At 58.6% G+C, this 22,998-nt stretch carries 27 protein-coding genes and 1 tRNA gene; 23 read left to right on the top strand and 5 right to left on the bottom strand.

The features are described 5' to 3' along the window. Positions 1–22: 22 nt before the first annotated feature. The 6 genes from mraY (at position 23) to ftsZ (ending at position 7,123) form a co-directional block, all read left to right on the top strand. Positions 23–1,009 carry a phospho-N-acetylmuramoyl-pentapeptide-transferase gene (gene mraY / locus OCV64_RS07165; RefSeq protein ID WP_147571541.1) on the top strand — a complete coding sequence of 329 codons (987 nt, stop codon included), beginning with the start codon at positions 23–25 and terminating at the stop codon, positions 1,007–1,009. A gap of 69 nt (positions 1,010–1,078) precedes the next feature. Then, a complete protein-coding gene (locus OCV64_RS07160; protein WP_374740292.1) occupies positions 1,079–2,311 on the top strand; it encodes an FtsW/RodA/SpoVE family cell cycle protein in 1,233 nt (410 codons plus the stop codon). 61 nt (positions 2,312–2,372) lie between these two features. After that, positions 2,373–3,500, top strand: a complete 1,128-nt coding sequence (locus tag OCV64_RS07155; protein ID WP_262669691.1) for a UDP-N-acetylglucosamine--N-acetylmuramyl-(pentapeptide) pyrophosphoryl-undecaprenol N-acetylglucosamine transferase — start codon at positions 2,373–2,375, stop codon at positions 3,498–3,500. Between the two features lie 82 nt (positions 3,501–3,582). Next, positions 3,583–4,842 carry a UDP-N-acetylglucosamine 1-carboxyvinyltransferase gene (gene murA / locus OCV64_RS07150; protein WP_147571537.1) on the top strand — a complete coding sequence of 420 codons (1,260 nt, stop codon included), beginning with the start codon at positions 3,583–3,585 and terminating at the stop codon, positions 4,840–4,842. Positions 4,843–4,941: 99 nt separating this feature from the next. Beyond that, complete coding sequence (locus OCV64_RS07145; protein WP_262669690.1) at positions 4,942–5,808, top strand: cell division protein FtsQ/DivIB; 867 nt, start codon at positions 4,942–4,944, stop codon at positions 5,806–5,808. A gap of 169 nt (positions 5,809–5,977) precedes the next feature. Then, complete coding sequence (gene ftsZ, locus OCV64_RS07140) at positions 5,978–7,123, top strand: cell division protein FtsZ (RefSeq protein ID WP_147571533.1); 1,146 nt, start codon at positions 5,978–5,980, stop codon at positions 7,121–7,123. 56 nt (positions 7,124–7,179) lie between these two features. On the opposite strand, the gene OCV64_RS07135 is transcribed toward ftsZ, so the two are convergent. Genes OCV64_RS07135 through OCV64_RS07125 form a run of 3 tightly spaced genes read right to left on the bottom strand, consistent with a single transcriptional unit; the run spans position 7,180 to position 8,433 of the window. Beyond that, the gene (locus tag OCV64_RS07135; protein WP_147571531.1) at positions 7,180–7,860 is read right to left on the bottom strand and encodes an LrgB family protein; all 681 of its coding nucleotides are present in this window, start codon (positions 7,858–7,860) and stop codon (positions 7,180–7,182) included. Beyond that, positions 7,857–8,207 carry a CidA/LrgA family protein gene (locus OCV64_RS07130; RefSeq protein WP_262669747.1) on the bottom strand — a complete coding sequence of 117 codons (351 nt, stop codon included), beginning with the start codon at positions 8,205–8,207 and terminating at the stop codon, positions 7,857–7,859. The genes OCV64_RS07135 and OCV64_RS07130 overlap by 4 nt, the downstream gene beginning before the upstream one ends. 13 nt (positions 8,208–8,220) lie before the next feature. Further along, positions 8,221–8,433 (bottom strand): helix-turn-helix domain-containing protein, encoded by a 213-nt coding sequence (locus OCV64_RS07125; protein WP_240288259.1) that lies wholly within the window; start codon positions 8,431–8,433, stop codon positions 8,221–8,223. An 83-nt stretch (positions 8,434–8,516) separates the two neighbouring features. Here OCV64_RS07125 and OCV64_RS07120 point away from each other — a divergent pair, with 83 nt between their 5' ends. After that, complete coding sequence (locus OCV64_RS07120) at positions 8,517–8,813, top strand: DUF6809 family protein (RefSeq protein ID WP_262669689.1); 297 nt, start codon at positions 8,517–8,519, stop codon at positions 8,811–8,813. Here OCV64_RS07120 and OCV64_RS07115 read toward each other — a convergent pair. Next, positions 8,786–10,045 (bottom strand): diaminopimelate decarboxylase, encoded by a 1,260-nt coding sequence (locus OCV64_RS07115; RefSeq protein ID WP_147571514.1) that lies wholly within the window; start codon positions 10,043–10,045, stop codon positions 8,786–8,788. The two genes, OCV64_RS07120 and OCV64_RS07115, sit on opposite strands and share 28 nt — an antisense overlap. Here OCV64_RS07115 and OCV64_RS07110 point away from each other — a divergent pair. The 8 genes from OCV64_RS07110 to OCV64_RS07075 all read left to right on the top strand — a co-directional run bounded on the left by OCV64_RS07110 (position 10,044) and on the right by OCV64_RS07075 (position 15,854). Beyond that, the gene (locus OCV64_RS07110) at positions 10,044–10,244 is read left to right on the top strand and encodes a hypothetical protein (RefSeq protein WP_147571512.1); all 201 of its coding nucleotides are present in this window, start codon (positions 10,044–10,046) and stop codon (positions 10,242–10,244) included. The two genes, OCV64_RS07115 and OCV64_RS07110, sit on opposite strands and share 2 nt — an antisense overlap. A 188-nt stretch (positions 10,245–10,432) precedes the next feature. Continuing rightward, entirely contained in the window at positions 10,433–11,779 is a 1,347-nt protein-coding gene (locus OCV64_RS07105) for a uracil-xanthine permease family protein (protein WP_147571510.1), read from the top strand. Positions 11,780–11,974: 195 nt separating this feature from the next. Then, positions 11,975–12,373: a serine proteinase gene (locus OCV64_RS07100; RefSeq protein WP_147571508.1), complete on the top strand. Its 399-nt coding sequence runs from the start codon at positions 11,975–11,977 to the stop codon at positions 12,371–12,373. Between the two features lie 98 nt (positions 12,374–12,471). Beyond that, positions 12,472–12,666, top strand: a complete 195-nt coding sequence (locus OCV64_RS07095; protein ID WP_262669688.1) for a hypothetical protein — start codon at positions 12,472–12,474, stop codon at positions 12,664–12,666. A 119-nt stretch (positions 12,667–12,785) separates the two neighbouring features. Beyond that, entirely contained in the window at positions 12,786–13,133 is a 348-nt protein-coding gene (locus OCV64_RS07090) for an arsenate reductase family protein (RefSeq protein ID WP_147571504.1), read from the top strand. 274 nt (positions 13,134–13,407) lie between these two features. Beyond that, positions 13,408–14,544, top strand: a complete 1,137-nt coding sequence (gene spoIVB / locus OCV64_RS07085; RefSeq protein ID WP_240288252.1) for a SpoIVB peptidase — start codon at positions 13,408–13,410, stop codon at positions 14,542–14,544. Positions 14,545–14,776: 232 nt separating this feature from the next. Continuing rightward, positions 14,777–15,538, top strand: coding sequence for a sporulation transcription factor Spo0A (gene spo0A / locus OCV64_RS07080; protein WP_147571502.1), 762 nt, complete (start codon positions 14,777–14,779; stop codon positions 15,536–15,538). 73 nt (positions 15,539–15,611) lie between these two features. Further along, positions 15,612–15,854, top strand: coding sequence for a TIGR03905 family TSCPD domain-containing protein (locus tag OCV64_RS07075; protein WP_147571500.1), 243 nt, complete (start codon positions 15,612–15,614; stop codon positions 15,852–15,854). A gap of 200 nt (positions 15,855–16,054) precedes the next feature. On the opposite strand, the gene OCV64_RS07070 is transcribed toward OCV64_RS07075, so the two are convergent. Continuing rightward, positions 16,055–17,422 (bottom strand): D-alanyl-D-alanine carboxypeptidase family protein, encoded by a 1,368-nt coding sequence (locus OCV64_RS07070; RefSeq protein WP_262669687.1) that lies wholly within the window; start codon positions 17,420–17,422, stop codon positions 16,055–16,057. Positions 17,423–17,536: 114 nt separating this feature from the next. Here OCV64_RS07070 and OCV64_RS07065 point away from each other — a divergent pair, with 114 nt between their 5' ends. The 8 genes from OCV64_RS07065 (at position 17,537) to OCV64_RS07030 (ending at position 22,998) form a co-directional block, all read left to right on the top strand. Further along, a complete protein-coding gene (locus OCV64_RS07065; RefSeq protein WP_240288248.1) occupies positions 17,537–17,935 on the top strand; it encodes a ComEA family DNA-binding protein in 399 nt (132 codons plus the stop codon). Positions 17,936–17,960: 25 nt separating this feature from the next. Further along, a complete protein-coding gene (locus OCV64_RS07060) occupies positions 17,961–18,665 on the top strand; it encodes a response regulator transcription factor (RefSeq protein WP_147571494.1) in 705 nt (234 codons plus the stop codon). Positions 18,666–18,718: 53 nt separating this feature from the next. Next, on the top strand, positions 18,719–20,218 hold the full coding sequence (locus tag OCV64_RS07055) for a sensor histidine kinase (RefSeq protein WP_147571492.1): 1,500 nt from the start codon (positions 18,719–18,721) through the stop codon (positions 20,216–20,218). Continuing rightward, positions 20,215–20,730, top strand: a complete 516-nt coding sequence (locus tag OCV64_RS07050; RefSeq protein WP_262669686.1) for a GerMN domain-containing protein — start codon at positions 20,215–20,217, stop codon at positions 20,728–20,730. Before OCV64_RS07055 ends, OCV64_RS07050 begins: the two co-directional genes overlap by 4 nt. Before the next feature lie 89 nt (positions 20,731–20,819). Next, on the top strand, positions 20,820–22,103 hold the full coding sequence (locus tag OCV64_RS07045; protein WP_147571487.1) for an O-acetylhomoserine aminocarboxypropyltransferase/cysteine synthase family protein: 1,284 nt from the start codon (positions 20,820–20,822) through the stop codon (positions 22,101–22,103). Between the two features lie 55 nt (positions 22,104–22,158). After that, a complete protein-coding gene (locus OCV64_RS07040) occupies positions 22,159–22,551 on the top strand; it encodes a DUF3783 domain-containing protein (RefSeq protein ID WP_186851937.1) in 393 nt (130 codons plus the stop codon). Between the two features lie 72 nt (positions 22,552–22,623). Next, a tRNA-Leu gene (locus tag OCV64_RS07035) sits at positions 22,624–22,710 on the top strand. After that, entirely contained in the window at positions 22,675–22,998 is a 324-nt protein-coding gene (locus tag OCV64_RS07030) for a hypothetical protein (protein WP_262669685.1), read from the top strand. Before OCV64_RS07035 ends, OCV64_RS07030 begins: the two co-directional genes overlap by 36 nt.

Genomic DNA, 22,998 nt, shown 5'->3' with positions numbered 1-22,998 from the left:
GACGACCTGGAGGGGTTCCGACATGACATATATACTGAGCTTTATCGTGGCCTTTGGCGTGGCCGCTATCGCGGGCCAGATCCTGATCCCGCTGCTTCGCCGGCTGAAGGCGGGCCAGTCCATCCGGGAGGATGGACCCACCTGGCACATGGCCAAACAGGGGACCCCCACCATGGGCGGCATCATGTTTATCCTGGCCATCGGCGTGGCCGTGCTTACCGCCGGGTGGGAGGACCTGCTTCGGGGAAGCCGAAACCACCTGTATGTGTTTCTGTTTGCTCTGGTCTTCGGGATCATCGGCTTTATTGATGACTTTCAGAAGCTGCGCCACCACGCCAACGAGGGACTGACTGCCGGTCAGAAGTTCCTGCTCCAGCTTGCGGCGGCTATCGTCTTCACTGTGCTGCTGCGCGGAAGCGGCTATCTGACCCCCAATTTGTATATCCCCTTCCTGAATGTAGAGCTGGCCCTTCCCTGGGTGGTGTACATGGTGTTCGCCGCTTTTGTCATGGTGGGCACTGTCAACGCCGTCAACCTGACCGACGGCATCGACGGGCTGGCCACCGGCGTCACCATCCCTGTGGCCCTGTTCTATGTGGGCGTATCCGCCTGGTACGGCCGGGATGACCTGACGGTACTCTCTGCTGCCCTGGCCGGCGGTCTGTCCGCCTTCCTGCTCTATAACTTCCATCCCGCCAAGGTCTTTATGGGGGACACAGGCTCCCTCTTTCTGGGCGGTATGGTGTGCGGGCTGGCCTTCGCCCTGAATATCCCCCTGGTCATCCCCATCATCGGCCTGGTCTATGTGGCTGAGGTGCTGTCCGATATTATCCAGGTAGTCTATTTCAAGAAAACAGGCGGAAAGCGGTTCTTTCGCATGGCGCCCCTCCACCACCATCTGGAGATGGGCGGCTGGAGCGAAACCAAGCTCTTTTGTGTCTTTTCCGGACTGACGTTGGTGCTGTGCGTCGTGGCCTTTCTGGGAGTAATGAACCGCTATCCGGTCTGACGCCGGGAGAGAGCAGCCCCGCGCTTTTCCGGATCCCTGTCCGAGTACGTCCCCATTTGATCAAAGGAGGTGGACATTATCGCCAGAAAAGCAAAACGTGACCTGACCATGGAGGAGCAGCTGGCCCGCGGCCCCATGGACCTGCCCTTCCTGATGCTGGTGCTCATGCTGGTGGGGATCGGGCTCATCATGATGTTTTCCGCTTCCTTTGCCTCGGCCTACTATGACTCGTCCCAAAATGTACAGAACAACCCCATGTTCTACATCCGAAGGCAGGCCGCCTATGCCGCGGCAGGTCTGCTGGTGATGTATGTGACATCCAAGATCAATTACCAGCGTTTTCGCTGGATGTCTGTCTTTGTGCTGGTGGGCGCGATTGCGCTGCTGGTGCTGGTATTGACGCCCATTGGCGTAGAGATCAATCAGGTGAAACGCTGGCTCTATCTTTTCCTGGTGGCCGGCCCCACCTTTCAGCCTTCCGAGATTGCCAAGGTGGCGGTGGTCCTGTTTTTCGCGGCCCGGCTGTCCAAGCGGGACACCGAGCGGAAAAAGAAGTTTACCAACCGGACGCTCACCGGGCGGACTCTGAACCGGCTGGAGCGCATCGGCTTTTTGGAACTGGTGCCTTACGGTGCGGTGCTTTCCCTGGTGCTGGTACTGGTGGTCATGGAGCCCCATATGTCGGGTACCATCCTTATCATGGTGGGCGCCGCCGCCGTCCTTTTCGCATCAGGCATCAATCTGGGATGGTTCGTAGGGCTGGGCTCCTTTGCTGTGGCCGCCCTTACCTTTGTGGTCTTTGCCACCGACTATATGACGCGGAAGATCAACCTGTGGCTGGACCCCTGGTCCGATCCCCAGGGCGCGGGCTATCAGCCCATCCAGTCCCTCTATGCCATCGGCTCTGGCGGCCTGTTGGGCCTGGGGCTGGGCAAGAGCCGCCAGAAGTTTCTCTACATCCCTGAGCCGGAAAATGACTTTATCTTTTCTATCGTGGTGGAGGAGCTGGGCTTCATTGGAGCGGCCATCGTCCTGATCCTGTTCGCCCTGCTTATCATGCGTGGTTATTGGCTGGCCCTCCACGCCAGAGACAAATTCGGCACCCTGACCATCGTGGGTATCATCACGCTGCTGGCCGCCCAGGTATTTCTAAACATCGGGGTGGTTACCAACTTGATCCCCAACACGGGCATCTCCCTGCCTTTCTTTAGCTACGGGGGTACCGCGCTGATGATACAACTGGCGGAGATGGGCATTATTTTGAGCATCTCCCGGCAGATTCCGGCGCCGAAAAAGGACTGATAGAAAGCGTGGAGAGCTAAGATAAGGCATCTGTTCTTCACGCTCACAGAAGAGGTGTTTTATGAACATTCTGTTTACCTGCGGCGGTACCGCCGGCCATGTGAATCCCGCGGTGGCTCTGGCCCATATCTTCCAGGAGCGGCACCCAGGCTGCCGGGTCCTCTTCGTGGGGGCCGATGGAGGGATGGAAAATAAGCTGGTGCCCAAGGAGGGCTACGAGATCCGCTCCGTCACCATCACCAATTTCCACCGCTCCTTTGCCCCTGCTGATATCGCCCACAACCTGGGCACCCTGATGAATATGCGGAAGTCCAAAAAGCAGGCTCAGGTTATTCTGGATGAGTTTAAGCCTGACCTGGTGGTGGGCACCGGCGGCTACGCCTCCTTCCCTGTGGTCAACGAGGCCGCCCGCCGGAAGATCCCCACCGCCGTCCATGAGTCAAACGTCGTCCCAGGCCTGACCACAAAGGCCCTGGCCAGAGTGGTGGACCGGGTGATGGTGGGCTTTGAGGAGAGCCGTTCCCACTACGACGACCCTTCCAAGGTGGTGGTCACCGGCACCCCGGTCCGGGGCGATTTTTTCAAGTATACCCGCCAGGAGGCGAGGGAGAAGTTGGGCCTCGCCGACGAGCGGCCCCTGCTGCTGTCCTACTGGGGCTCGCTGGGGGCAGAGGTCATGAACCAGAAGATGGTGGATTTCATCGCCAAGGAGTGCTATGAGGGCGCTCCCATCCGCCATATCCATGGCGCCGGCCGGGACTTCCCCTGGATGCGGGAGGAGCTTCTTCGCCGGGGGCTGAAGCTGGGGGACAACGGGGTGGAGGTCCGGGAGTATATCTATGATATGCCCCTGGTCATGGCCGCCGCCGACGTGGTCTTGTGCCGGGCGGGGGCCTCCACGATCTCGGAGATCACCGCCATCGCCAAGCCCTCGGTGCTGGTCCCCTCCCCCAATGTCACTGCCAACCACCAGGAAAAGAACGCGCGGGTGCTGGCTGACCAGGGGGCGGCGATCCTCCTGCGGGAGCAGGACTGCGGGGAGCATACCCTCTACGATACTGTGGAGCTGCTGATGCAGGAGCGGGACCGGCGGGACGCCATGGTCCGGGCCCTCAACGCCATGGCTGTGCCCAACGCCGGGGAGAAGATATACCAGACCCTGCGGGAAATCATGCGAGACAAAGCATAAGAAGGGGCGGGACCGCCTCATAAACCAAATGGACTGTTTCCGCATAGGATAGCCTGAATCAAAGAAATTTGGAGGCTATCCCATGAGCTTTTATCGAATCGAGGGCGGACGGCCCCTATCGGGCAGCCTGTCCGTTCAGGGGGCCAAGAACAGTGTCCTGCCCATCCTGGCCGCCGCCGTGTTGGCCCCGGGTCAGAGTGTCATCCACAACTGTCCCGACCTGTCCGACGTATCTGCTACCCTGGACATCCTGCGCCTTCTGGGCTGCCGGACGGAGCGGGAGGGGGATACTGTCCTGGTGGATGCCTCTGCCCTGTGCCGTTCGGACATTCCGGACCGGCTGATGCGGGAGATGCGCTCCTCTGTGATCTTTCTGGGCGCGCTGCTAGCCCGGCTGGGGGAAGCGGAGCTGACCTATCCCGGCGGCTGTGAGCTGGGCCCCCGGCCCATCGACCTGCACTTGTCCGCTCTGCGCCGTCTGGGTGCGGAGATCCGGGAGGACCAGGGGTGCCTGCGCTGCCAGGGAGGCGGAGCCCTCCGGGGAAGGGAGCTTTGCCTGAACCTGCCCAGCGTGGGCGCGACGGAAAACGCCATGCTGGCCGCTTGCGGCTGTCCGGGGGTCACCTTGATCCAAGGCGCCGCCCGCGAGCCGGAAATTGTGGACCTGCAAGGGTTTCTGCGGGCTATGGGGGCGGAGGTGTCGGGGGCAGGGACCTCGGTTATCACCATCCGGGGCGGCGTGCCGCTCCATCCGGCGGAGCACTGCGTCATGGGGGACCGGATCGCGGCGGCTACATATCTATGCGCGGCGGCCGCCGCCGGAGGAGAGGTGGAGCTGACCCGGGCGGAGCCCCAGACGCTTACCGCGGTGCTCAGTGCGCTGGAGGAGGCGGGCTGCCGCCTGACTTCCGGACCGGACCACATTCTGCTGGAGAGCCGGGGGCCGCTTCAGAGCATCCCAACTGTGCGTACCGCGCCCTATCCCGGTTTCCCTACCGATGGGCAGGCCATCCTGATGGCCGCCCTGACTGGGGGGCAGGGGACCACCATGTTTGTGGAGAATATGTTTGATAGCCGGTACGGCCATGTAGACGAGCTGCGCCGCATGGGGGCGGATATCCGGGTAGACGGCCGGGTGGCGGTAGTCACCGGGGTAGGAAGGCTCCATGGAGCCGCCGTCCGAAGCACGGACCTGAGAGGCGGGGCCGCCTTGGTGGTAGCCGGACTAGGGGCGGAGGGGACCACGGAGGTGTCCGACCTGCACCATATTTGCCGGGGCTATGAGAAGCTGCCTCAGAACCTGCGGGCCCTGGGAGCGGATATTCAGGAGCTTCCGGATTGACCAGAGGGGGACCATTGGGAACACAGAGAACCAGCGGCGAAGCTGTGCAGACTTCCGGCAGGAACCGGATGGGAGCCCGGCGGAGCCAGGGAGGATCGTATGCCGAGAAAGAACCACAGCAGAACACGCAGGAAGAACAGAGGGCGCTTTGGCCCTCTGTTCAAGCTGCTCTGCGCCCTGGCTGTGGTCATCGCCCTGACCATAGGGGCCACAGTATTTTTCCAGGTGGAGACCATCGCTGTGACAGGAAACAGCCGCTATACACAGCAAGAGGTGATAGACGCCTCCGGCATCCAAATCGGCGACAATCTCTACCGAATGAATAAGTATCAGATCGGGGATCAGGTGCTGCGGCAGCTGCCCTATGTGGAGAAGATTCTGATCCGCCGCTCTCTGCCCAGCACCATCGTCATTACGGTGTCCGAGTGGGACGCTGTCGCCCAGATCCTGCCCCCGGAACCGGGTGCGGCGGTGACAGTGGAGGAACCGGAGCAGCCGGCGGAGGACCCAGAGGCCAGCTCCTCCGGCAGTCAGCCGGCCACCCTCCAGGCGGCTTCGGAGCCATGGCTCATCAGTGTGGGGGGCAAGCTGCTGGAGCCGGCGCCCGCCGACAGCGGAGCCATCGAGGTGACAGGGCTCACCGCCCTGTCACCAAAGGCGGGTACCATGCTGGAGATCCCAGAGGCGGAGCAGCCCAGACTGGATGCCCTGCTGGATCTGCTGGCCACTCTGGAGGAGATGGAGGCGGTGGACCGGGTGTCCTCCATCCAACTGAGTGACACCCAGGTCAAACTGCACTATCTGGAGCGGTTTGAGGTAAAAATGCCCCTTAACGCGGACTTTAGTTATAAGCTCCGAGTGCTGGAGCAGGCGGTGGCCAAGGCGGAGGAGGAGTTTGGCAGTCAGGCATCCGGCACCATGGACCTGACACAGCAGGACTACGCCGCGGTGTATTCTCCCGATTGATGGGAAGTATTGGAAAATGACGGAAAGTTTCGTCGGAAGCGAGATTTTCTCTTGACCGGCAAAGGAAAGAGCGATACAATATAACAAAATGTAGACTTCACAAGCGGAAGCTATCCACAACAGGTTGTTTTGCGGCGATAGCTTCCACATTTACATAGGAGGAACGACAATGGCCTTCGGATTGGATATGGGTCCTGAAAGCGTAGTAAACATCAAGGTAGTGGGCGTCGGCGGCGGCGGCAATAACGTGGTCAACCGTATGGTCCGTACCGGCACCAAGGGCGTGGATTTCATCGCGGTCAACACCGACAAGCAGGCGCTGTCGCTCTCTGGCGCAGGCCAGAAGATACAGATTGGCGAGAAGCTGACCAACGGCCAGGGGGCGGGCTCCGACCCTGAGGTGGGCCGCAAGTCTGCCGAGGAGAACCGTAGCCAGATCTCCAAGGTCCTGGAGGACGCTGACATGGTCTTTATTACCGCCGGCATGGGCGGTGGCACCGGCACTGGCGCGGCCCCCATCGTGGCCGATATTGCCAAGGAGCTGGGGATACTTACCGTGGGCGTGGTCACCAAGCCCTTCCGGTTCGAGGGAATGCGCCGTATGAAGCAGGCGGAGAACGGGATTGCTGAACTGCGCAACAAGGTGGACTCACTGGTTATCATCCCCAACGAGCGGCTGAAGCTGGCCACGGACCAGAAGATCACCATGCTCAACGCCTTTGAGATTGCGGACGATGTTCTGCAGCAGGCCGTCCAGTCCATCTCTGACCTGATCAATAACACCGGCTTTATCAATCTGGACTTTGCCGATGTGTCCGCCGTCATGAAGGACGCGGGGTGCGCCCACATGGGCGTTGGCCGCGCCGCGGGCAAGAATAAGGCTGAGGAGGCTGCCAAGATGGCTATTTCCAGCCCCCTGCTGGAGACTTCTATCAACGGCGCCAAGGGCGTGCTGATCAATGTGACCGGCTCTATGGATATCGGCCTGGAGGAGGTAGAGACAGCGGCCAACCTGGTCCAAGAGGCCGCTCACCCCGACGCCAATATCATCTTCGGCGCTGCCTTTGATGAGTCCCTGGAGGACGAGATTCGGGTCACTGTCATCGCTACCGGGTTTGACCAGGCGCCCAACAGTGTTCCAACTGCCCCCAGCGCTGCTGGGGAGCGTCCCGCGGTCCAGGCTCCGTCCCAGGAGGCTGGGCAGCCAGCTGGAGAGGGGCAGTCGGCCGCTTCTCCTGTTGCCGAACCGGAGAAGCCCAAGGTCAGTGACGATGACTGGGATATTTTGGAGCGTATTTTCAGCAAGAAACGCTAATTTAAGATAAAAGACAAAGCAGCCCGTGCCGATGGCACGGGCTGCTTTTATGCGGATTAGAAAAACATGATGATGATGGAGGTCATGATGCCGCATACACAAAGGGCGATAGAGCTCATAGCCCCCTGGAGAGCGCCAATCTCCATGGCCTTGGAGGTACCCAGAGCATGGCTGCACGCCCCGATGGCCACCCCTTCCGCCACCGGGTCTGTGACGTGGAACAGTTTGGCGAAAAGGGGGGCAAAGATAGCGCCTATTACTCCGGCCACCAGCACGGCGGTGACTGTGATGCCCTGAATACCACCGTTGCTGTCCGAGATGGCAACAGCGATAGCGGTTGTGACGCTTTTAGGCAGGAGGGAGGAGGCAATGACACTGTCCACAGACAGCAGTTTGCACAGCAGAAGGATGGACCCAAGACTAGTGAGACAGCCGGTGAAGCACCCCGCCAGGACAGGGAAAAAATACTCCTTTAGTAGCTGACGCTGGCGGTAGATATTCAGGGCCAGCACCGCGGTCACTGGGCCCAGGAGCAGGGAGAGGACATCGCCGCCCTGCTGGTAGTCCTCATACGGGACACGGAGGGCTGCCAATACCGACAGGATCAGAGCCACGGCCACGGCAAGGGGGTTGAGCAGGAAACAGCCGGTCCGTTTCTGGATCCACTGAGCCACGCTCCAGGCCGCGCAGGTCAGCACAATGCCAAAGAAGGGGGAGGAGAAAAGAATGTCTCTCACCGGCCTTTCCCCCCTTTCCGCCGAATGAGTAGCTGGATGGTCCAGGCGGTGACCAGATAGACCAGGGGGGTGGTGACTACGGCAATAAAAAGGAAGGGGAGCAGGTAGGGAAGAAGCTTCTCCCAATGCTCCATGATGGCTACACAGGGCGGGACGAAGAAGAAGGCCATATTGTCCACCAGGAAGCCGGAGACCCGGCCGATGTGCCGCTCCTTTACCACTCCAGAAAAGAGGAGCAGCAGGAGAAGCACCAGACTGATGACCCCGGCGGGAAAGGGGAAGGGCAGCAGAAAGGAGATGCCCTCGGAGATCAGACAAACGCCGAACACAACGGCGATCTCACCCATGATGTTCAAAATACTAGCTCCTTTTCTCAGACCGGCCCACCAGGTAATCCAGGGTGACCTGGTAGAAGTCGGCCATCCGGACCAGGGTGGAGGCGTCCGGCTCCCGTTCTCCGGTTTCGTAACGGCGGTAGGTGATATAGACCATCTCCATGGCTTGGGCAGTTTCCGCCTGGGTCATGTGGCGCTCTTTCCGAAGAAGGCGGAGTCTTTCTGGTAATTTGGTCATTTATTATTTTACCTCTTGACAAATCCAAACGGATTTACTACAACAAAATAAATCCGTTTGGATGTATTTTTGGAGGGACAAAAATGACAGAAACGGTAAGAATCCTGTATGACTATGTCTTGGAATGCCGAAATGAAATGATGAAAGACCCGGACTATCGGGCTAGTGGTGAAATCGTGGATAAAAATTACAATCAGTTGAAGGGGCGGCTGAATGAGGAGGGGTGCCAGCTTTTGGACCAGCTGATGGACAGTCTGACGCACCAGCTGTGCCTGGACATGGAGTACAAATTCCAAATCGCCCTGGAAATGGGCGCGGAGTTGTATACAGCCCTCAGTCCCCGGCAGACGCCTTACTCCCAAATAGCGGTGGCGAAATAGTCTTCCGGCGTTTCGGCCCGACGGATCAGGCGGGTAGAGCCGTCCTCGCACAGCAGGACCTCGGCGGAACGGAGCCGTCCATTGTACTGATAGCCCATAGCGTGGCCATGGGCGCCGGTGTCATGGATGACCAACAGATCACCAATGTCTATCTCAGGCAGCATCCGGTCGATGGCGAATTTATCGCTGTTCTCACACAGGGCGCCGGTGACGTCGTACTTGTGGTCACAGGGCAGGTCCTCCTTGCCCATCACAGTGATGTGGTGATAGGCCCCATAGATGGCCGGCCGCATCAGATTGGAGGCACAGGCGTCCACCCCAATATAATCCTTATAGGTGCGCTTCTCGTGGAGAACTTGGGTGACCAGGTGGCCGTGGGGAGCCAGCATGAACCGGCCCAGCTCGGTGCAGAGGGACACATCACCCATCCCCGCGGGGACCAGGATCTCCTCGTAGGCCCTCCGTACCCCTTCGCCGATGACCGCGATGTCATTGGCAGGCTGATCCGGACGGTAGGGGACGCCCACTCCGCCGGACAGGTTGATAAAGGTGATATGACAGCCGGTTTCTTCCTTCAACTCCACAGCGGTGCGGAAGAGAATGGCGGCCAGGGCGGGGTAATACTCGTTGGAAATGGTGTTGGAGGCCAGGAAAGCGTGGATGCCGAACTCCTCGGCGCCCAGCTCTTTCAGCCGGCGGAATGCTTGGGTCATCTGGGGCCGGGTCAGACCGTATTTGGCCTCCCCAGGGTTATCCATCACCTGAAAGCCCTCTTTGCTCTCGCCCAGGGTAAAGGTGCCGCCAGGGTTATAGCGGCAGGAGATCTTTTTGGGGATATAGCCGATGGTGTTCCGCAAAAAGTCGATGTGACTGATATCGTCCAGATTGATGGTGGCCCCCAATTCGGCGGCTAGCTGAAATTCCTCGGCGGGCGTATCATTGGAAGAAAACATGATCTCGTCCCCGGCAAAGCCACACCGCTGGCTCATCATCAGCTCGGTGAGGGAGGAGCAGTCCACGCCACAGCCCTCCTCCCGCAGGAGCTTCAGAATTTGGGGATTGGGGGTGGCCTTGACGGCAAAATACTCCTTAAAGCCTGGATTCCAGGAGAAGGCCCGGTACAGGCCGCGGGCGGTTTCGCGGATGCCCTTCTCATCGTAAAGGTGGAAGGGGGTGGGGTACTGTTTGACGATTTCCTGGAGCTGCTCCAGGGTGACGAAGGGCCGCTTCATGGCAGATCGCTCCTTTATCTTTGGTATGGGGCGGGACAGAGAAAAGCCTTCCCAGCGGGAAGGCAAAAAACTCCCCAAGAGGGAAAAATCAAAACTAGTTTATCCCCCCAAGGGAAAAAAGTCAATGCGCGGAACGACCAACAAGCCGGCAGAGAAGAAAAAATCTTTTATCTTTCGAGAAAAAATCCCGAAAACATAACATTTTCTCTTGCGTCCTGTCGGAAATTCTGTTATGATACTTCGGAACGAGAAAGGGGGAGCGCGTCATGACCATGTATGAGCCTTTTAGCTGGCCTAAGTTTGACGGGGCCCTCATTTCTATCTGCCGCTGACAATCACAATGTGGTTGTCTTTTTTTGTGTGCCAAACGTGAAGGGAGAAATGTAAATGAATCACCACGAGCCTATCCGCGACGCCCGTCAGTTGGGCCTGCCCAAAATGCTGATCCTCGGCCTTCAGCATATGTTCGCCATGTTCGGCGCTACCGTGCTGGTCCCCATCCTGGTCCAGGGCTACGGGCTGCCCCTTTCCATCCAGACCACCCTGTTTTTCGCCGGTGTGGGCACCCTGTTCTTCCACGTATGTACCAAGCTGAAGGTGCCAGCGTTCCTGGGTTCCTCCTTCGCCTATCTGGGCGGCTTCAGCGCGGTGGCCCAGCTGGATTCCGGCATCTATGCCAATATGACCGGAGAGGAAAAGCTGCCCTACGCCCTGGGCGGCATCGTGATAGCTGGCCTGATGTATCTGGTGCTGGCCGCTCTGATCCGGCTGCTGGGCGTGCGCAAGGTCATGCGCTACCTGCCCCCCGTAGTCACCGGGCCCATCATCATCCTCATTGGCTTGTCCCTGGCCCCTAGCGCGATCAATAACGCCTCCACGAATTGGTGGCTGGCCCTTCTGTCCATCGCTGTTGTTATCGCGGCGAACATTTGGGGCAAGGGCATGATCAAGATCATTCCTATTCTGCTGGGCGTTGTGATCCCCTATGTGGTAGCGTTGGCTACCAACCAGGTGGACTTCTCCGGCATGGCCGCCGCGGAACTGGTCGGACTGCAGCCCTTTGTCTTGGCCAAGTTCGACCTTACCTCCATCCTGGTCATGGCCCCCATCGCCGTGGCGGCCATGATGGAGCATATCGGGGATATGTCTGCCATCTCCGCCACGGTGGGGGAGAACTTTATCGAGAATCCGGGCCTCCACCGCACCCTCATTGGCGACGGCATCGCCACCTCCCTGGCCGGAATGTTTGGCGGTCCCGCCAATACCACCTATGGCGAGAACACCGGTGTGCTGGAGCTGTCCCAGGTCTTTGATCCCAAGGTGGTCCGGCTGGCCGCTGTCTATGCGGTGGTGCTGTCCTTCTCTCCCAAGTTTGCCGCCGTCATCAACTCCATCCCCACCGCCATTATCGGCGGCGTGTCCTTCATCCTCTATGGCATGATCTCCGCTATCGGCGTGCGCAACGTGGTGGAGAACCGGGTGGATTTCACCAACTCCCGCAATCTTATTATTGCGGCCGTCATCATGGTGTGCGGCCTGGGCTTCAAGATCTGGGGCAACAACAACGAGTTCTCCGGACTGACCTTCCATGTGGGCGGCGCCTCCGTGACGCTGACCTCCCTGGCCATTGCGGCCATCGCTGGCATCGCCCTCAACGCCATCCTGCCCGGCAAGGACTATGAATTCGGCGCCGATGTGACCAAGGGCCGCTCCGGTGACTTTGGACGGTATTGAGCGATACATGTAGTTGGAAACGGGAGCCTCCGGAATGTCCGGAGGCTCCGTTTTTATTCCATTCCTGAAAGAAAGATATAGCAAAGATGAAAAAAACATTAAATCGGGGGCAAGGTCCTTGCGCGGGAAAACAAAATAGGATAAAATGAAGCCATCAAACGGGCGACCGTATGGAATGAAGGAGGCAACGATACCATGGGATTTTTTGATAATTTCAAGGAAAAGGCCACTGACTTGGCCCAGGCCGGTGTAGCCCAGTCCAAGCGGCTGGCGGAGATCGCCAAGCTAAAGACCGCCAACATGGGCGAGGAGGACACCATCAAAAAGGCGTACATCGAGCTGGGTAAGCTGTACTACGCGGAGAAGGGTGCCGCCCCTGAGGCGGCCTATGCCGCCTCCTGCGAGAAGATCACTGCGGCCAAGGCGGCGATCGAGGCCAACAACGACCGCATCGCCGAGCTGAAGAGTTCTGCCGACGATGAGGTGGAGGTGGTCGCGCGGGTGGAGCCTGTGGAGCGCGCAGCGGAGCCGTCTGCCCATCAGGAAGCGGAGGTTCAGGAAACAGAAGCCCAGGAGAATCCGCCCCAGGAATAACACCGCCACTAGGGGCCTGCCATGATTTGACATGGCAGGCTCTTTTTCGTATGCTCTCCCCCTTTTTCGGGCAAGCTGTGGGAGAAGGAGGAGAGCTTATGGAGCAATATTACCGTCTGCCACAGGATGTGGTGGGCCACGACCCGGTGCTGCTGTCCTACTGGGACAAGATGCCCCCACGGGCCCGGCTGCGTCTGCTGGAGAGCGGTATCAGCGTATCGACCCTGGGAGAGCTGCAAAAGCTGGGGGAGGAGCTGGGACGGGATACGACCGTACCGCCCGAAATGAGGTAAAAAAGGATTTTCATTCCAACTATGATATTTTTCAGCAGAGAACTTCTGGCTGAAATGTTCTCTTTTGGTTGCGCCGCCCTGAGAAACATGATACCATAGGAAAAAAGGAGGCGGCGACCATGCTGTTTGTATGTTACCCCAAATGCACCACCTGCCAGCGGGCCAAAAAATTCCTGGACGACCGGGGCGTGTCCTACACCGAGAGACACATTAAGGAGAATAATCCTACGGCGGAAGAGCTGCGCGGATGGTGGCAGGCCAGCGGCTTGCCATTAAAAAAATTTTTTAATACCTCCGGCCTATTGTACAAGTCTTTGGAACTGAAGGACAAGCTCCCCACCATGACGGAGGAGGATCAGCTGGCACTGCTGGCCACCGACGGAATGCTGGTCAAACGGCCCATCCTGGTGGCGGATGACTTTGTGCTGGTGGGCTTCCGAGAGGCGGAGTGGTCCGCGCGGCTGTAAAAAGCGCCCAGCTTCAGGGAAAGGAAATGGATCGGACAGACTGGAGGGATTCCATTGGGGGTCCTCCAGTCTGTCTTTGCTAAAAAATATTCCTTTGCTGACATTAGGGTCCAGGGTCCTTTTTCCATTGTCCGTCCCAGATAGGACGAAGCGCGGACAGCTGGAAAGGGTGGAAGGTCTACCCTTGATTGAATCTCCCCCGACACGGTCATAATGAGAGGGCGGACGGCTTGAACGTGCCGTCCGCCCTTTCGTTTTTAAGGGGGTGGAACAAATGGAGAAAGGACCAAAACAGAAGGGCGGCCCCGGTATGGCCGGCGCTTTGGCGGGTGTGCTGGGGCTGTGTCTTCTAGCGGCTATCCTGTTGACCGGAGATGGGGGAAGGGCCTCGGAAGCGGCCGCGCCCGCCATGCTGACAATGCCTAGACTGTCCGCCGCCGCTTCCGTGGATACCGAGATTGGCGAACAGGTGATCCCCCTGGGCCGGGCAGTGGGTATCAAGCTTTTTTCTGACGGTGTGCTGGTGGTGGGCCTCTCACCGGTGGAAACAGAGCGGGGCGCCCAATACCCCGGGCGGGATTGCGGCTTGAAGGCGGGAGACGTGATTACCCATATCAATGGGGAAGAGGTGGACACCATCGAAGAAATACAGGAGATGGTGGCACAGCAGCAGGGAGAGCAGCTGACCATTCAGGCGGTCCGGGGCCAGCGGCAGTTGCAGCTGACTACCGCCCCTGTAGCCAACAGTCAGGGGAATTACCAACTGGGCGTCTGGCTGAGAGACTCAATGGCGGGCATCGGAACAGTGACCTTCTATGACCCGGAGACCGGTGTGTTCGCCGCCCTGGGCCATGGCATCAACGACGTGGATACCGCCATGCTTATGCCGCTGGAATCGGGCGCTATCATGGAGGCGACGGTGTCTGATGTGAAAAAAGGGGTCAGCGGCCAGCCCGGTGAACTCCATGGGCAATTTGATTTGACCCGGGACTTGGGAACACTCTACGCCAACACCAATCTGGGTATCTTTGGCCAGTTGGACCAAAACGAGCTGACCCAGGGGCTGGAGCCGGTAGAAGTGGCTGACAGGGAGCAGATCCACACTGGAAAAGCCACGATCCTGTCCAATATCCGGGGGGACAAGGTGGAAGAGTTTGACATCGAGATTACCAAACTCTTTCTGGATGGGGATGGGACCCGTAACCTGATGGTCCAGGTGACCGATCAGGAGCTGCTGGAGACCACCGGCGGCATCGTCCAGGGAATGAGCGGCAGCCCGATCCTGCAGGACGGCAGGCTGGTGGGCGCTGTGACTCACGTCTTGGTCAGCGACCCCCAGCGGGGCTATGGCATCCTGGCGGAAAATATGATCCGACAGGCCGACAGCTGCCGCCAAGCCCAGATGTCTTGAGCCAGGGGCCTCAGGATACCACACCTGAGGCCCTTTTTCTTTCTAATACGACACAAACTTCCACAGATAACATCCAAAATATTCCAAAAATGTCGAAAATTAAAGAAAAGTTCATGGAAAAATATAGAAGAATTGGCTTGAATATGCTGTCTGATTATGCTAGATTATAGGTGGCCGGTCGAAACCCGTCCCAACTGTGGACGAGGACATATGAAGCAGTAGGAGTGATATCATGATGGAAGCAATCAAACGAATATTGATTGCAGACGCTGGAGAGGACTTCCGGCGGGGTCTGGTAGACAGCCTGTCCGGAGAGGCGGATATCCAAGTGGCCGGTCAGACAGGCGATGGGGCTGAGTTAGTCCGTATGGTGAGCGAGCTGATGCCGGACGCGGTGGTGATGGAGATTGTGCTGGCGGGCCTGGACGGCCTGGAGGTGCTGGAACAGCTGAACAAGATGGAGAAACGCCCCAAGATCCTGGTGCTGTCCAATTATACCAGAGGCGGGATCGCGGATGCCGCTGCGGCAAAGGGGGCTGACTATTTTATGGTGAAGCCCTGTCGAAGCAGTGCCCTGTGTGAGCGGATTCGGGACCTCACCGGTGGGACAGCCATAGAAACAGAGGGTGATCGGGGCGTCGATCTGGAGAAGCAGGTCACGGCCATCATCCACGAGGTGGGAGTGCCCGCCCACATCAAAGGCTATCAGTATTTGAGGGAGGCCATCCTGATCGCGGTCCGGGATATGGACGTGATCAATGCGGTGACCAAGGTCCTCTATCCCGAAGTGGCCAAGCGGTTCAATACTACTGCCAGCCGGGTAGAACGGGCGATCCGTCATGCCATCGAGGTGGCGTGGGACCGGGGCGATTTAGAGACGCTGCAGAAATACTTTGGCTATACCGTTTCCAACGCCAAGGGAAAGCCCACCAACAGTGAGTTCATCGCCATGATCGCCGACCGGCTTCAACTGCAGAGAAAACACCAGGCATAACGGATACAGGAGAGAAATACTTGCCTTTTTCCTCCGATTTTGCTATGATAGCGGAGGAAATGGGGTGAACCATATGACGATTAGATACAGACCTAAGGGTGTCTGTTCCCATCTGTTTGAAATAGAGGTAGAGGAGGGACGCATCCTCTCAGTCCGGGTAGAGGGCGGCTGCAGCGGAAATCTGCAGGGCTTGTCCTCACTGCTGCGGGGGATGGAAGTCAAAGAAGCCATAGGGCGGCTGGAGGGCATCCGCTGCGGAGCTAAGAGCACCTCCTGTCCTGACCAGATGGCCCAGGCACTGAAAACTCTCATTTGAGCTGGGTGAGCTCGACATGATGACCATAGATAACAGGCGCGGAAGGGAGCTGTCCTCAGCCCAGCCGTGCCTGTTTTTTTATGTTGGAGCACATGACGTCGCACGGGCGCGAGGTCTGCGGAAAGGGGCGCCCTGACGGGTGGACCGGGACCTGGTCAAACTAGCTGACAGGTCCCGCTCTATCCCACTGGAGGAGAAGGTTATTTTCGAATGCCCCGATAATTGCTCCGGGAGCGGGCGCCGGTGCCGGAGCGATACCGCCGCTTCTTGCGGAAGACCAGCAGCCTCAGCAGGATAAAGGCGGCCAGCAGCAGAACGACAGCCAGGACGATCTGGACCCAGGTATCCTGGAAGAAGGAGATGAACTGCTCCTTTTTATACAACAGCTCAGACCGTTCCACGGAATTGACCGCTACCAGGTCCAGCTTGCCGTATACCTCGCCCTCATAGGACAGAGTCATAACGCCGAGCACCTGGCCCTCCTCCACCGGGGCCTCCACCTCCTGGGAAAAGAGGGCAATCCTGGTTTCAATGGCGTCCAGATCCATGTCCTTGGGGAGCGTGCGGGTGATGGAGCCCTGAGGCTTGACATTGACCTCGTCCGCCTGGCGGGACATGGTGACCGCCACCTTGTCCACAGGCTCGGTCCCCTTGGTGATGGTGACCCGTTCAAAATTGTTGAAGCCGTATTCCAGCAGCCGTTTGCTCTCTACCAACTGTCCCTGGCGCAAGTCCTCATAGCCCTCCTGCTCCATGGGGCCGGAGCCCAGCACCACCGAAATGAGCAGAGTGTCCCCGTCCTCGGCGGCGGCGATGAGGCAGCGGCCAGCCTCGTCCGTGTTGCCTGTCTTGCCGCCGATACACTTGTCATAGACATAGCCGGAGTACCAGAGGTTGGAAATCAGTCCGTTGGTGTTGTAGAAATACCGCTCCGCCGACAGATTGGTGGCGGGTACAGTGTAAGCGGCAGTCTTGATGATGGTGCGGAACAGGTCGTATTCCAAGGCCGCCTGGAAGATCAGGGCCAGGTCATAGGCTGTGGAGTAGTGGTCCTCGCTGTGCATGCCGGCTGTGTTGGTGAAATGGGTGTTCTGACAACCCAGTTCCCCGGCCTTTCGGTTCATATGGGCTACGAAATCCTCGATGGTACCATCTACTTCTACCGCCAATACATTGGCGGCGTCGGCGGCGGAGGGGAGCATGACACAGTAGAGCAGGTCCTCCACCGACATGACCTCGCCCTCCTTCAAGCTGGCCACCACATAGCCGGCGCCGGAGGGGATATCCTGCATCCGGGTAGGGCCGGCGGTGACCATGGTAGAGGGAGAGAGCTGACCGTTCTCAATGGCTTCCAGCACCAGAAGGGCGGTCATGACCTTGGTAGTGCTGGCGGGATAGGCCTTCTCATAGGCCCCCTTGTCGTACAGTACCTCGTTGTAATTGGCATCCAGCAGTACCGCGTTGGTGCAAAACAGGTCAGGCTCCTCCAGGGCAGCGGCTGGGGCGGTGAACAAAGTCAGTACCATGGGGAACAGCAGAAGTAGAGAGAGAAAGCGATATTTTTTCATAGGAAATTCTCCGTATGTATGATATACTAATTTTATATCCGTTCATCTGGCAAAGTCGGATAGCAGTATTATAGCAAAAGCAGCGGCAGTCCGCAAGCGGCAGGGGGGAGAAAGATGAGAGATATATCCCGCTTCGATAAGGTGATACTGCTGCTAACCGCGGGGTTTGTGCTGTTCACTGGGGGCTGGTTCCTGGCCCAGAGGAGTGCGGCCCAGCCCTATCAGGTGACTGCCGCCCGGAACGACCGGGAGGAGCCCCAGGAGACGGAAAAGGGATCTTCCTCCTTCGGGGGGAGGCCGGACAGCCTTCTGCCCGGGGAGAAGATCAATCTCAATACCGCGGACCAGTATGATTTGCGGCGCCTGCCCGGCATTGGGGAGAAGCGGGCCCAGGACATTGTAGACTACCGAGAGGCGCACGGGCCCTTCCAGTCGGTGGACGAGCTGGACAATGTGTCCGGGATCGGACCAGGGATCCTGGATGGGCTGCGGGAGTATGCCTGTGTGGGCTAGGACAGGGAATAAGGAGTTTTTATCCATGGCGAAAATATTAGTAGTAGACGACGAGCAGGTACTGGTCAAGGGCATCAAATTCAACTTGGAGCACGAGGGCTACCAGGTGGAGGTGGGCTACGATGGGGAGCAGGCGGTTGAGCTGGCCCGGGAGGGGAGCTTTGACCTGATCCTGCTGGACCTGATGATGCCCAAGATTGATGGCCTTCAGGCTTGTATGCGTATCCGGGAGTTCTCCAATGTGCCCGTCATCATGCTGACGGCTAAGGGGGAGGACGCGGACAAGCTCATGGGATTTGAGAGCGGGGCGGACGACTACATCACCAAGCCCTTCAATATCCTGGAGCTGAAGGCGCGGGTGAGGGCGCTCCTCCGCCGTTCCGGCGCCGCCGGACAGAAGCAGTCGGGCGGCGTTCTGTCCATAGGCCACATTCGGCTGGATACCGGGGAGCGGGCAGCCTGGAAGGGGGACAAGATGGTGGAGCTCACCGCCAAGGAGTTCGACCTGATGGAGCTGCTCATGCGCAATCCAGGCCGGGTGTACAGTCGGGAAAATCTGCTCAATGTGGTCTGGGGCTATGAGTATATTGGAGATTACCGCACAGTAGATGTCCACGTCCGCCGGCTCCGGGAGAAGCTGGAGCTGGACCCGGCCAACCCGGAGTATATCCGTACCAAGTGGGGCGTGGGCTACTTTCTGTCTAACCGGCCGGAGGAGCGGGAGCGTTAAGCGACGGCCCCGAGTGGGTGTGGGCGGACAGACTAAGGAAGGAGGGAGACAAAATGGCGGGGCCGCAGCAGAAGAAGCCGGGCAAGACTGTGCCGTTTTTTGCCTCTCTTCAGGTCAAGTATGCCATGAGCTACCTGGTCATTTTCGCCGTGGTGCTGGTGCTGCTGAATACCTATCCGGTCATCGCCTCCCAAGATCTCCTCTTTACCTCCAAACGGGACTCGCTGAAGAGCCAGACGGCGGTGATGGCCTCCGCTCTCATGGAGCTGGAGTCTCTCTCCGCCGACCAGGTGGCCAGGGTAATGAATATGCTGGACAACATGGGGCTGTCCCGTATCCTGGTTACTGATCCGGCAGGTCTGATCCTCTATGACAGCCTGGAGGCGGGGGAGAAGGACCAGGAGAACCAGGAGGAGCCAGAGGAACCACACTACCGGTATGCCCTCTACCAGGAGGTGGTGGGGGCGCTGCGGGGGAAGGATGTGTTCTACTCCCGCTATGAGAACGATGTGTTTACCTCAACCGCCGCCTCCCCCATCGTCTACCGGGGCATGATCATCGGTTCCATCTATATTCTGGAGGTAGACGCGGCCCAGGGGCAGCTTTTGAGCAGCCTACAGCAGAACCTGCGCACCATTTCACTGGTCATCGCCGCGGCCACCCTGGTCATGTCCACATTTTTCTCCAAGATGCTTACCGCCCGGATCGCCGCCCTCCTGCGGGCCATCCGCATTGTGGGCGAAGGGGAGTACGGCCACCGGCTTCAGATCGAGGGGCGGGACGAGATGGCCCAGATGGCTGAGGAGTTCAACCAGCTGACCGACCGGCTCCAGACCACGGAGGAGGTCCGCCGCCGTTTTGTGTCTGACGCCAGCCATGAATTGAAAACACCGCTGGCCTCCATCCGTCTACTGGCGGATTCCATCCTCCAGAACGACCAGATTGACCGTGACACAGCAAGGGAGTTTGTCTCTGATATCGGCGCGGAGGCAGACCGACTGACCCGCATCACTGAGCATTTACTGGCATTGACCAGGTTGGACAGCCTGCCTGCTGGACAGACTGAGCCAGTGGACCTGTCCCAAGTGGCAGACCGGGCGGTGTCTATGCTCCTTCCTGTGGCTGACGCTGCCGGTGTGACCATCGAGAAGGACCTGAAGGCGGACTGTGTGGTCCGAAGCACAGGGGACGACCTGTATCAAATCTGTTTCAATCTGATCGAAAATGCCGTGAAATACAATTTCCCAGGCGGTAAGGTCTTTGTGTCAGTCTACCGGGACACAGACCAGGTCCTGCTTGAGGTGGGGGATACGGGGGTAGGTATCCCGGAGGAGGACCTGCCCAAGATATTCAACCGCTTCTACCGGGTGGATAAGGCCCGTTCCCGGGCGGCCGGCGGGACCGGACTGGGCCTGTCCATCGCACGGGACACGGTCCGCCGTCACGGGGGCTGGATTACTGCCAGGCCCCGCCACCCAGAGGGGACCCTCTTTACCGTGGGATTCCCCCAGTATACCGCCCAGCCGGACCGGGACGAGGAGGGAGAAGGATGAGAAGGACCCTCGCTCTGGCTTTGGTACTCCTTCTTGCTTTGCGCCTGCTGCCGGGCTGCGGGAGCGGCGGGGAAGAGAAGGGAGAGTATGAGCTCTATTTCGCCGTGAGCAGTGGGGTAGGACACGGGCCGGCACTGGATACCCAGCCCCTGGACTGGCCGGAGGACCGTGGACGGCCCACCCCGGAAGACTTGCTTCTGGCTCTGCTGTCTGGTCCCTCACAGGAGGGACTGCGCTCCCCATTCCCCAGAGGAGTAGCTCTGCGCTCCTGGGAGCGGGAGGGTGAAACGGTCACTGTCTATCTGTCAGAGCAATACGGGGGACTGACCGATATGGCCCTGACGCTTGCCGACTACTGCATCGTCCTTACCCTGTCACAATTAGAGGGCGTAGAGTGGGTAGAGATACGTTCAGAGGGTCACACCACCAGCTACCGTAGCCACCAGCTCCTTCAGGCTGGGGAGGCGGTACTGACCGAAGAACTGATGGAGGGGGCCGATTCGGCTACTTGACAAATCGCGGACGGGAGGGTAAGCTTAACTATCCCCCAGATGTTGGGGCGGTCCTGTCCGCCATGCCCCATAAGAAAGAAGGAAATTTTATGAGTGATTATCAAATCAATACCAAGTGTGTCCAGGGCGGCTATACCCCTGGAAACGGAGAGCCCCGGCAGATCCCCATTGTCCAGTCTACTACTTTTAAGTACGCCACCAGCGAGGACATGGGCAAGCTCTTTGACCTGGAGGCCAGTGGTTATTTTTATACTCGGCTGCAAAACCCGACCAACGACTATGTTGCTGCCAAGATCTGTGAGCTGGAGGGGGGAACTGCCGCCATGCTCACCTCCTCTGGTCAGGCGGCCAACTTCTACGCCATCTTCAATATCGCCAACTGCGGCGACCATATCGTTGCCTCCTCCACCATCTATGGCGGTACCTATAACCTGTTCCACGTAACTATGCGGAAGATGGGCATTGACTTTACCTTTGTAGAGCCAGACTGCTCTGACGAGGAGTTGGAGGCCGCCTTCCGGCCCAATACCAAAGCAGTGTTCGGCGAGACTATCGCCAATCCCGCCCTCACCGTGCTGGACATCCAGCGGTTCGCCAAGGCGGCCCATGCCCACGGTGTGCCCCTCATCATGGATAACACCTTCGCCACTCCAGTCAACTGCCGCCCCTTCGAGTGGGGGTGTGACATCGTTACCCACTCTACCACCAAGTATATGGACGGCCACGGAGCGGCTGTGGGCGGCGCCATTGTGGACAGCGGCAATTTTGACTGGATGGCCCACGCTGAGAAGTTTCCTGGCCTGACCACCCCGGACGACAGCTACCACGGCATCACCTACGCCGAGAAGTTCGGGCAGGCAGGCGCGTTTATTACCAAGTGTACCGCCCAGCTGATGCGGGACTTTGGCTCCATCCAGTCCCCCCAGAACGCCTTCCTGCTGAATCTGGGATTGGAGAGCCTCCACGTCCGTATGGCCCGCCACTGTGAGAACGGTCTGGCTGTGGCCAGGTTTTTGAAGGACCACCCCAAGGTCAGCTTTGTCACCTACCCCGGCCTAGAGGGGGACAAGTATTATGAGGTCGCCAAAAAGTACATGCCCAACGGGACCTGCGGTGTGGTATCCTTCGGAGTCAAGGGCGGACGCAAGGCGGCTGAAACCTTTATGAAGCACCTGAAGCTGGCTGCCATCGAGACCCATGTGGCTGACGCCCGGACCTGCTGCCTCCATCCCGCCTCCGCCACCCACCGGCAGATGAACGACCAGGAGCTGGCCGCCGCTGGGATCACCCCGGACCTGGTGCGGATGTCCTGCGGCATCGAGGACGCGGCCGACCTGATCGCTGACATCGAGCAGGCCCTGGAGGCAGTCTGAATCAGAAACGACCCGGCGCGGCGAACCCCGTGCCGGCATGGAAAGGATTTTTGATATGAAGCGTGTAGGAAACGCAGGTACTATCCTGATGTACAACCTCTCCGGACCGGAGTTTTCTAAGCTGCGGCAGATTTTCGCCATGCTGCGGCTGCGGATGCGGGTAGTAGAGCCGGACCGTTACCACATAGCTCTGTCTGATCTGGCTGCTGGTAGAGGAGAGGGCGGAGAAATGAGTGAGGCGCTTCCAGAAGCTATGCTGGTTTTTTGCGGACTGAACAACGCTCTGCTCAACCAGGTGCTGGAGGTTATCCGTCTGGCAAAGCTGCCTCCGATCCCTCTGAAGGCTGTTCTGACTGCTTCCAATCAGGAGTGGGATACCCACCAGCTCTATGAGGAACTGAAGAAGGAGCGGGAGGCCATTGCTGCCCAGAAGGCGGAAAAGGACTAAAGTGGGAAAAATCCCGTTGACAAATCTCCGCTGGGACAGTATAATAATCAAGCGGTCGTTGGACCGCTCTTTGCGGCTGTGCTGGAATTGGTAGACTGGCAAGCTTGAGGTGCTTGTGTCCGTATGGGCGTACGGGTTCGACTCCCGTCAGCCGCACCAAAAAGGGAGGCTAAAAAAGATATTGAGGACAAAACCTCAGTATTTTCAAGGCTTCCGAGGCCCGTAGATCAGCAGATCTACGGGCCTTATTTTTCCGATATTTTACCCTGTGCCATCCACTCTGGCAGGAGTCGAACGCACACAATTTTTACTCTATCAGGCATATCTTTTGAGGCCGGGATCTTGTTACTACAGGATCTCGGCCTTTTTTATTCTGCTGTAGAAACCGATTCCCCAAATAGAAAACAAAAGAATGTGAGGTTGTTATATGGCGCAACAATTTTTTGA

This window comes from Muriventricola aceti (genome assembly GCF_025567565.1).
Taxonomy (GTDB): domain Bacteria; phylum Bacillota; class Clostridia; order Oscillospirales; family Oscillospiraceae; genus Lawsonibacter; species Lawsonibacter aceti.
This window is presented reverse-complemented; position numbering and strand designations above follow the sequence as displayed.

Bases quoted from the DNA above. Each gene is read 5' to 3' on its own strand.
- mraY (WP_147571541.1), top strand. From the start codon at position 23: ATGACATATATACTGAGCTTTATCGTGGCCTTTGGCGTGGCCGCTATC.
- OCV64_RS07155 (WP_262669691.1), top strand. From the start codon at position 2,373: ATGAACATTCTGTTTACCTGCGGCGGTACCGCCGGCCATGTGAATCCC.
- murA (WP_147571537.1), top strand. From the start codon at position 3,583: ATGAGCTTTTATCGAATCGAGGGCGGACGGCCCCTATCGGGCAGCCTG.
- OCV64_RS07145 (WP_262669690.1), top strand. From the start codon at position 4,942: ATGCCGAGAAAGAACCACAGCAGAACACGCAGGAAGAACAGAGGGCGC.
- ftsZ (WP_147571533.1), top strand. From the start codon at position 5,978: ATGGCCTTCGGATTGGATATGGGTCCTGAAAGCGTAGTAAACATCAAG.
- OCV64_RS07130 (WP_262669747.1), bottom strand. From the start codon at position 8,207: ATGGGTGAGATCGCCGTTGTGTTCGGCGTTTGTCTGATCTCCGAGGGC.
- OCV64_RS07125 (WP_240288259.1), bottom strand. From the start codon at position 8,433: ATGACCAAATTACCAGAAAGACTCCGCCTTCTTCGGAAAGAGCGCCAC.
- OCV64_RS07120 (WP_262669689.1), top strand. From the start codon at position 8,517: ATGACAGAAACGGTAAGAATCCTGTATGACTATGTCTTGGAATGCCGA.
- OCV64_RS07110 (WP_147571512.1), top strand. From the start codon at position 10,044: ATGGCAGATCGCTCCTTTATCTTTGGTATGGGGCGGGACAGAGAAAAG.
- OCV64_RS07115 (WP_147571514.1), bottom strand. From the start codon at position 10,045: ATGAAGCGGCCCTTCGTCACCCTGGAGCAGCTCCAGGAAATCGTCAAA.
- OCV64_RS07105 (WP_147571510.1), top strand. From the start codon at position 10,433: ATGAATCACCACGAGCCTATCCGCGACGCCCGTCAGTTGGGCCTGCCC.
- OCV64_RS07100 (WP_147571508.1), top strand. From the start codon at position 11,975: ATGGGATTTTTTGATAATTTCAAGGAAAAGGCCACTGACTTGGCCCAG.
- OCV64_RS07095 (WP_262669688.1), top strand. From the start codon at position 12,472: ATGGAGCAATATTACCGTCTGCCACAGGATGTGGTGGGCCACGACCCG.
- OCV64_RS07090 (WP_147571504.1), top strand. From the start codon at position 12,786: ATGCTGTTTGTATGTTACCCCAAATGCACCACCTGCCAGCGGGCCAAA.
- spoIVB (WP_240288252.1), top strand. From the start codon at position 13,408: ATGGAGAAAGGACCAAAACAGAAGGGCGGCCCCGGTATGGCCGGCGCT.
- spo0A (WP_147571502.1), top strand. From the start codon at position 14,777: ATGATGGAAGCAATCAAACGAATATTGATTGCAGACGCTGGAGAGGAC.
- OCV64_RS07075 (WP_147571500.1), top strand. From the start codon at position 15,612: ATGACGATTAGATACAGACCTAAGGGTGTCTGTTCCCATCTGTTTGAA.
- OCV64_RS07070 (WP_262669687.1), bottom strand. From the start codon at position 17,422: ATGAAAAAATATCGCTTTCTCTCTCTACTTCTGCTGTTCCCCATGGTA.
- OCV64_RS07065 (WP_240288248.1), top strand. From the start codon at position 17,537: ATGAGAGATATATCCCGCTTCGATAAGGTGATACTGCTGCTAACCGCG.
- OCV64_RS07060 (WP_147571494.1), top strand. From the start codon at position 17,961: ATGGCGAAAATATTAGTAGTAGACGACGAGCAGGTACTGGTCAAGGGC.
- OCV64_RS07055 (WP_147571492.1), top strand. From the start codon at position 18,719: ATGGCGGGGCCGCAGCAGAAGAAGCCGGGCAAGACTGTGCCGTTTTTT.
- OCV64_RS07050 (WP_262669686.1), top strand. From the start codon at position 20,215: ATGAGAAGGACCCTCGCTCTGGCTTTGGTACTCCTTCTTGCTTTGCGC.
- OCV64_RS07045 (WP_147571487.1), top strand. From the start codon at position 20,820: ATGAGTGATTATCAAATCAATACCAAGTGTGTCCAGGGCGGCTATACC.
- OCV64_RS07040 (WP_186851937.1), top strand. From the start codon at position 22,159: ATGAAGCGTGTAGGAAACGCAGGTACTATCCTGATGTACAACCTCTCC.
- OCV64_RS07030 (WP_262669685.1), top strand. From the start codon at position 22,675: ATGGGCGTACGGGTTCGACTCCCGTCAGCCGCACCAAAAAGGGAGGCT.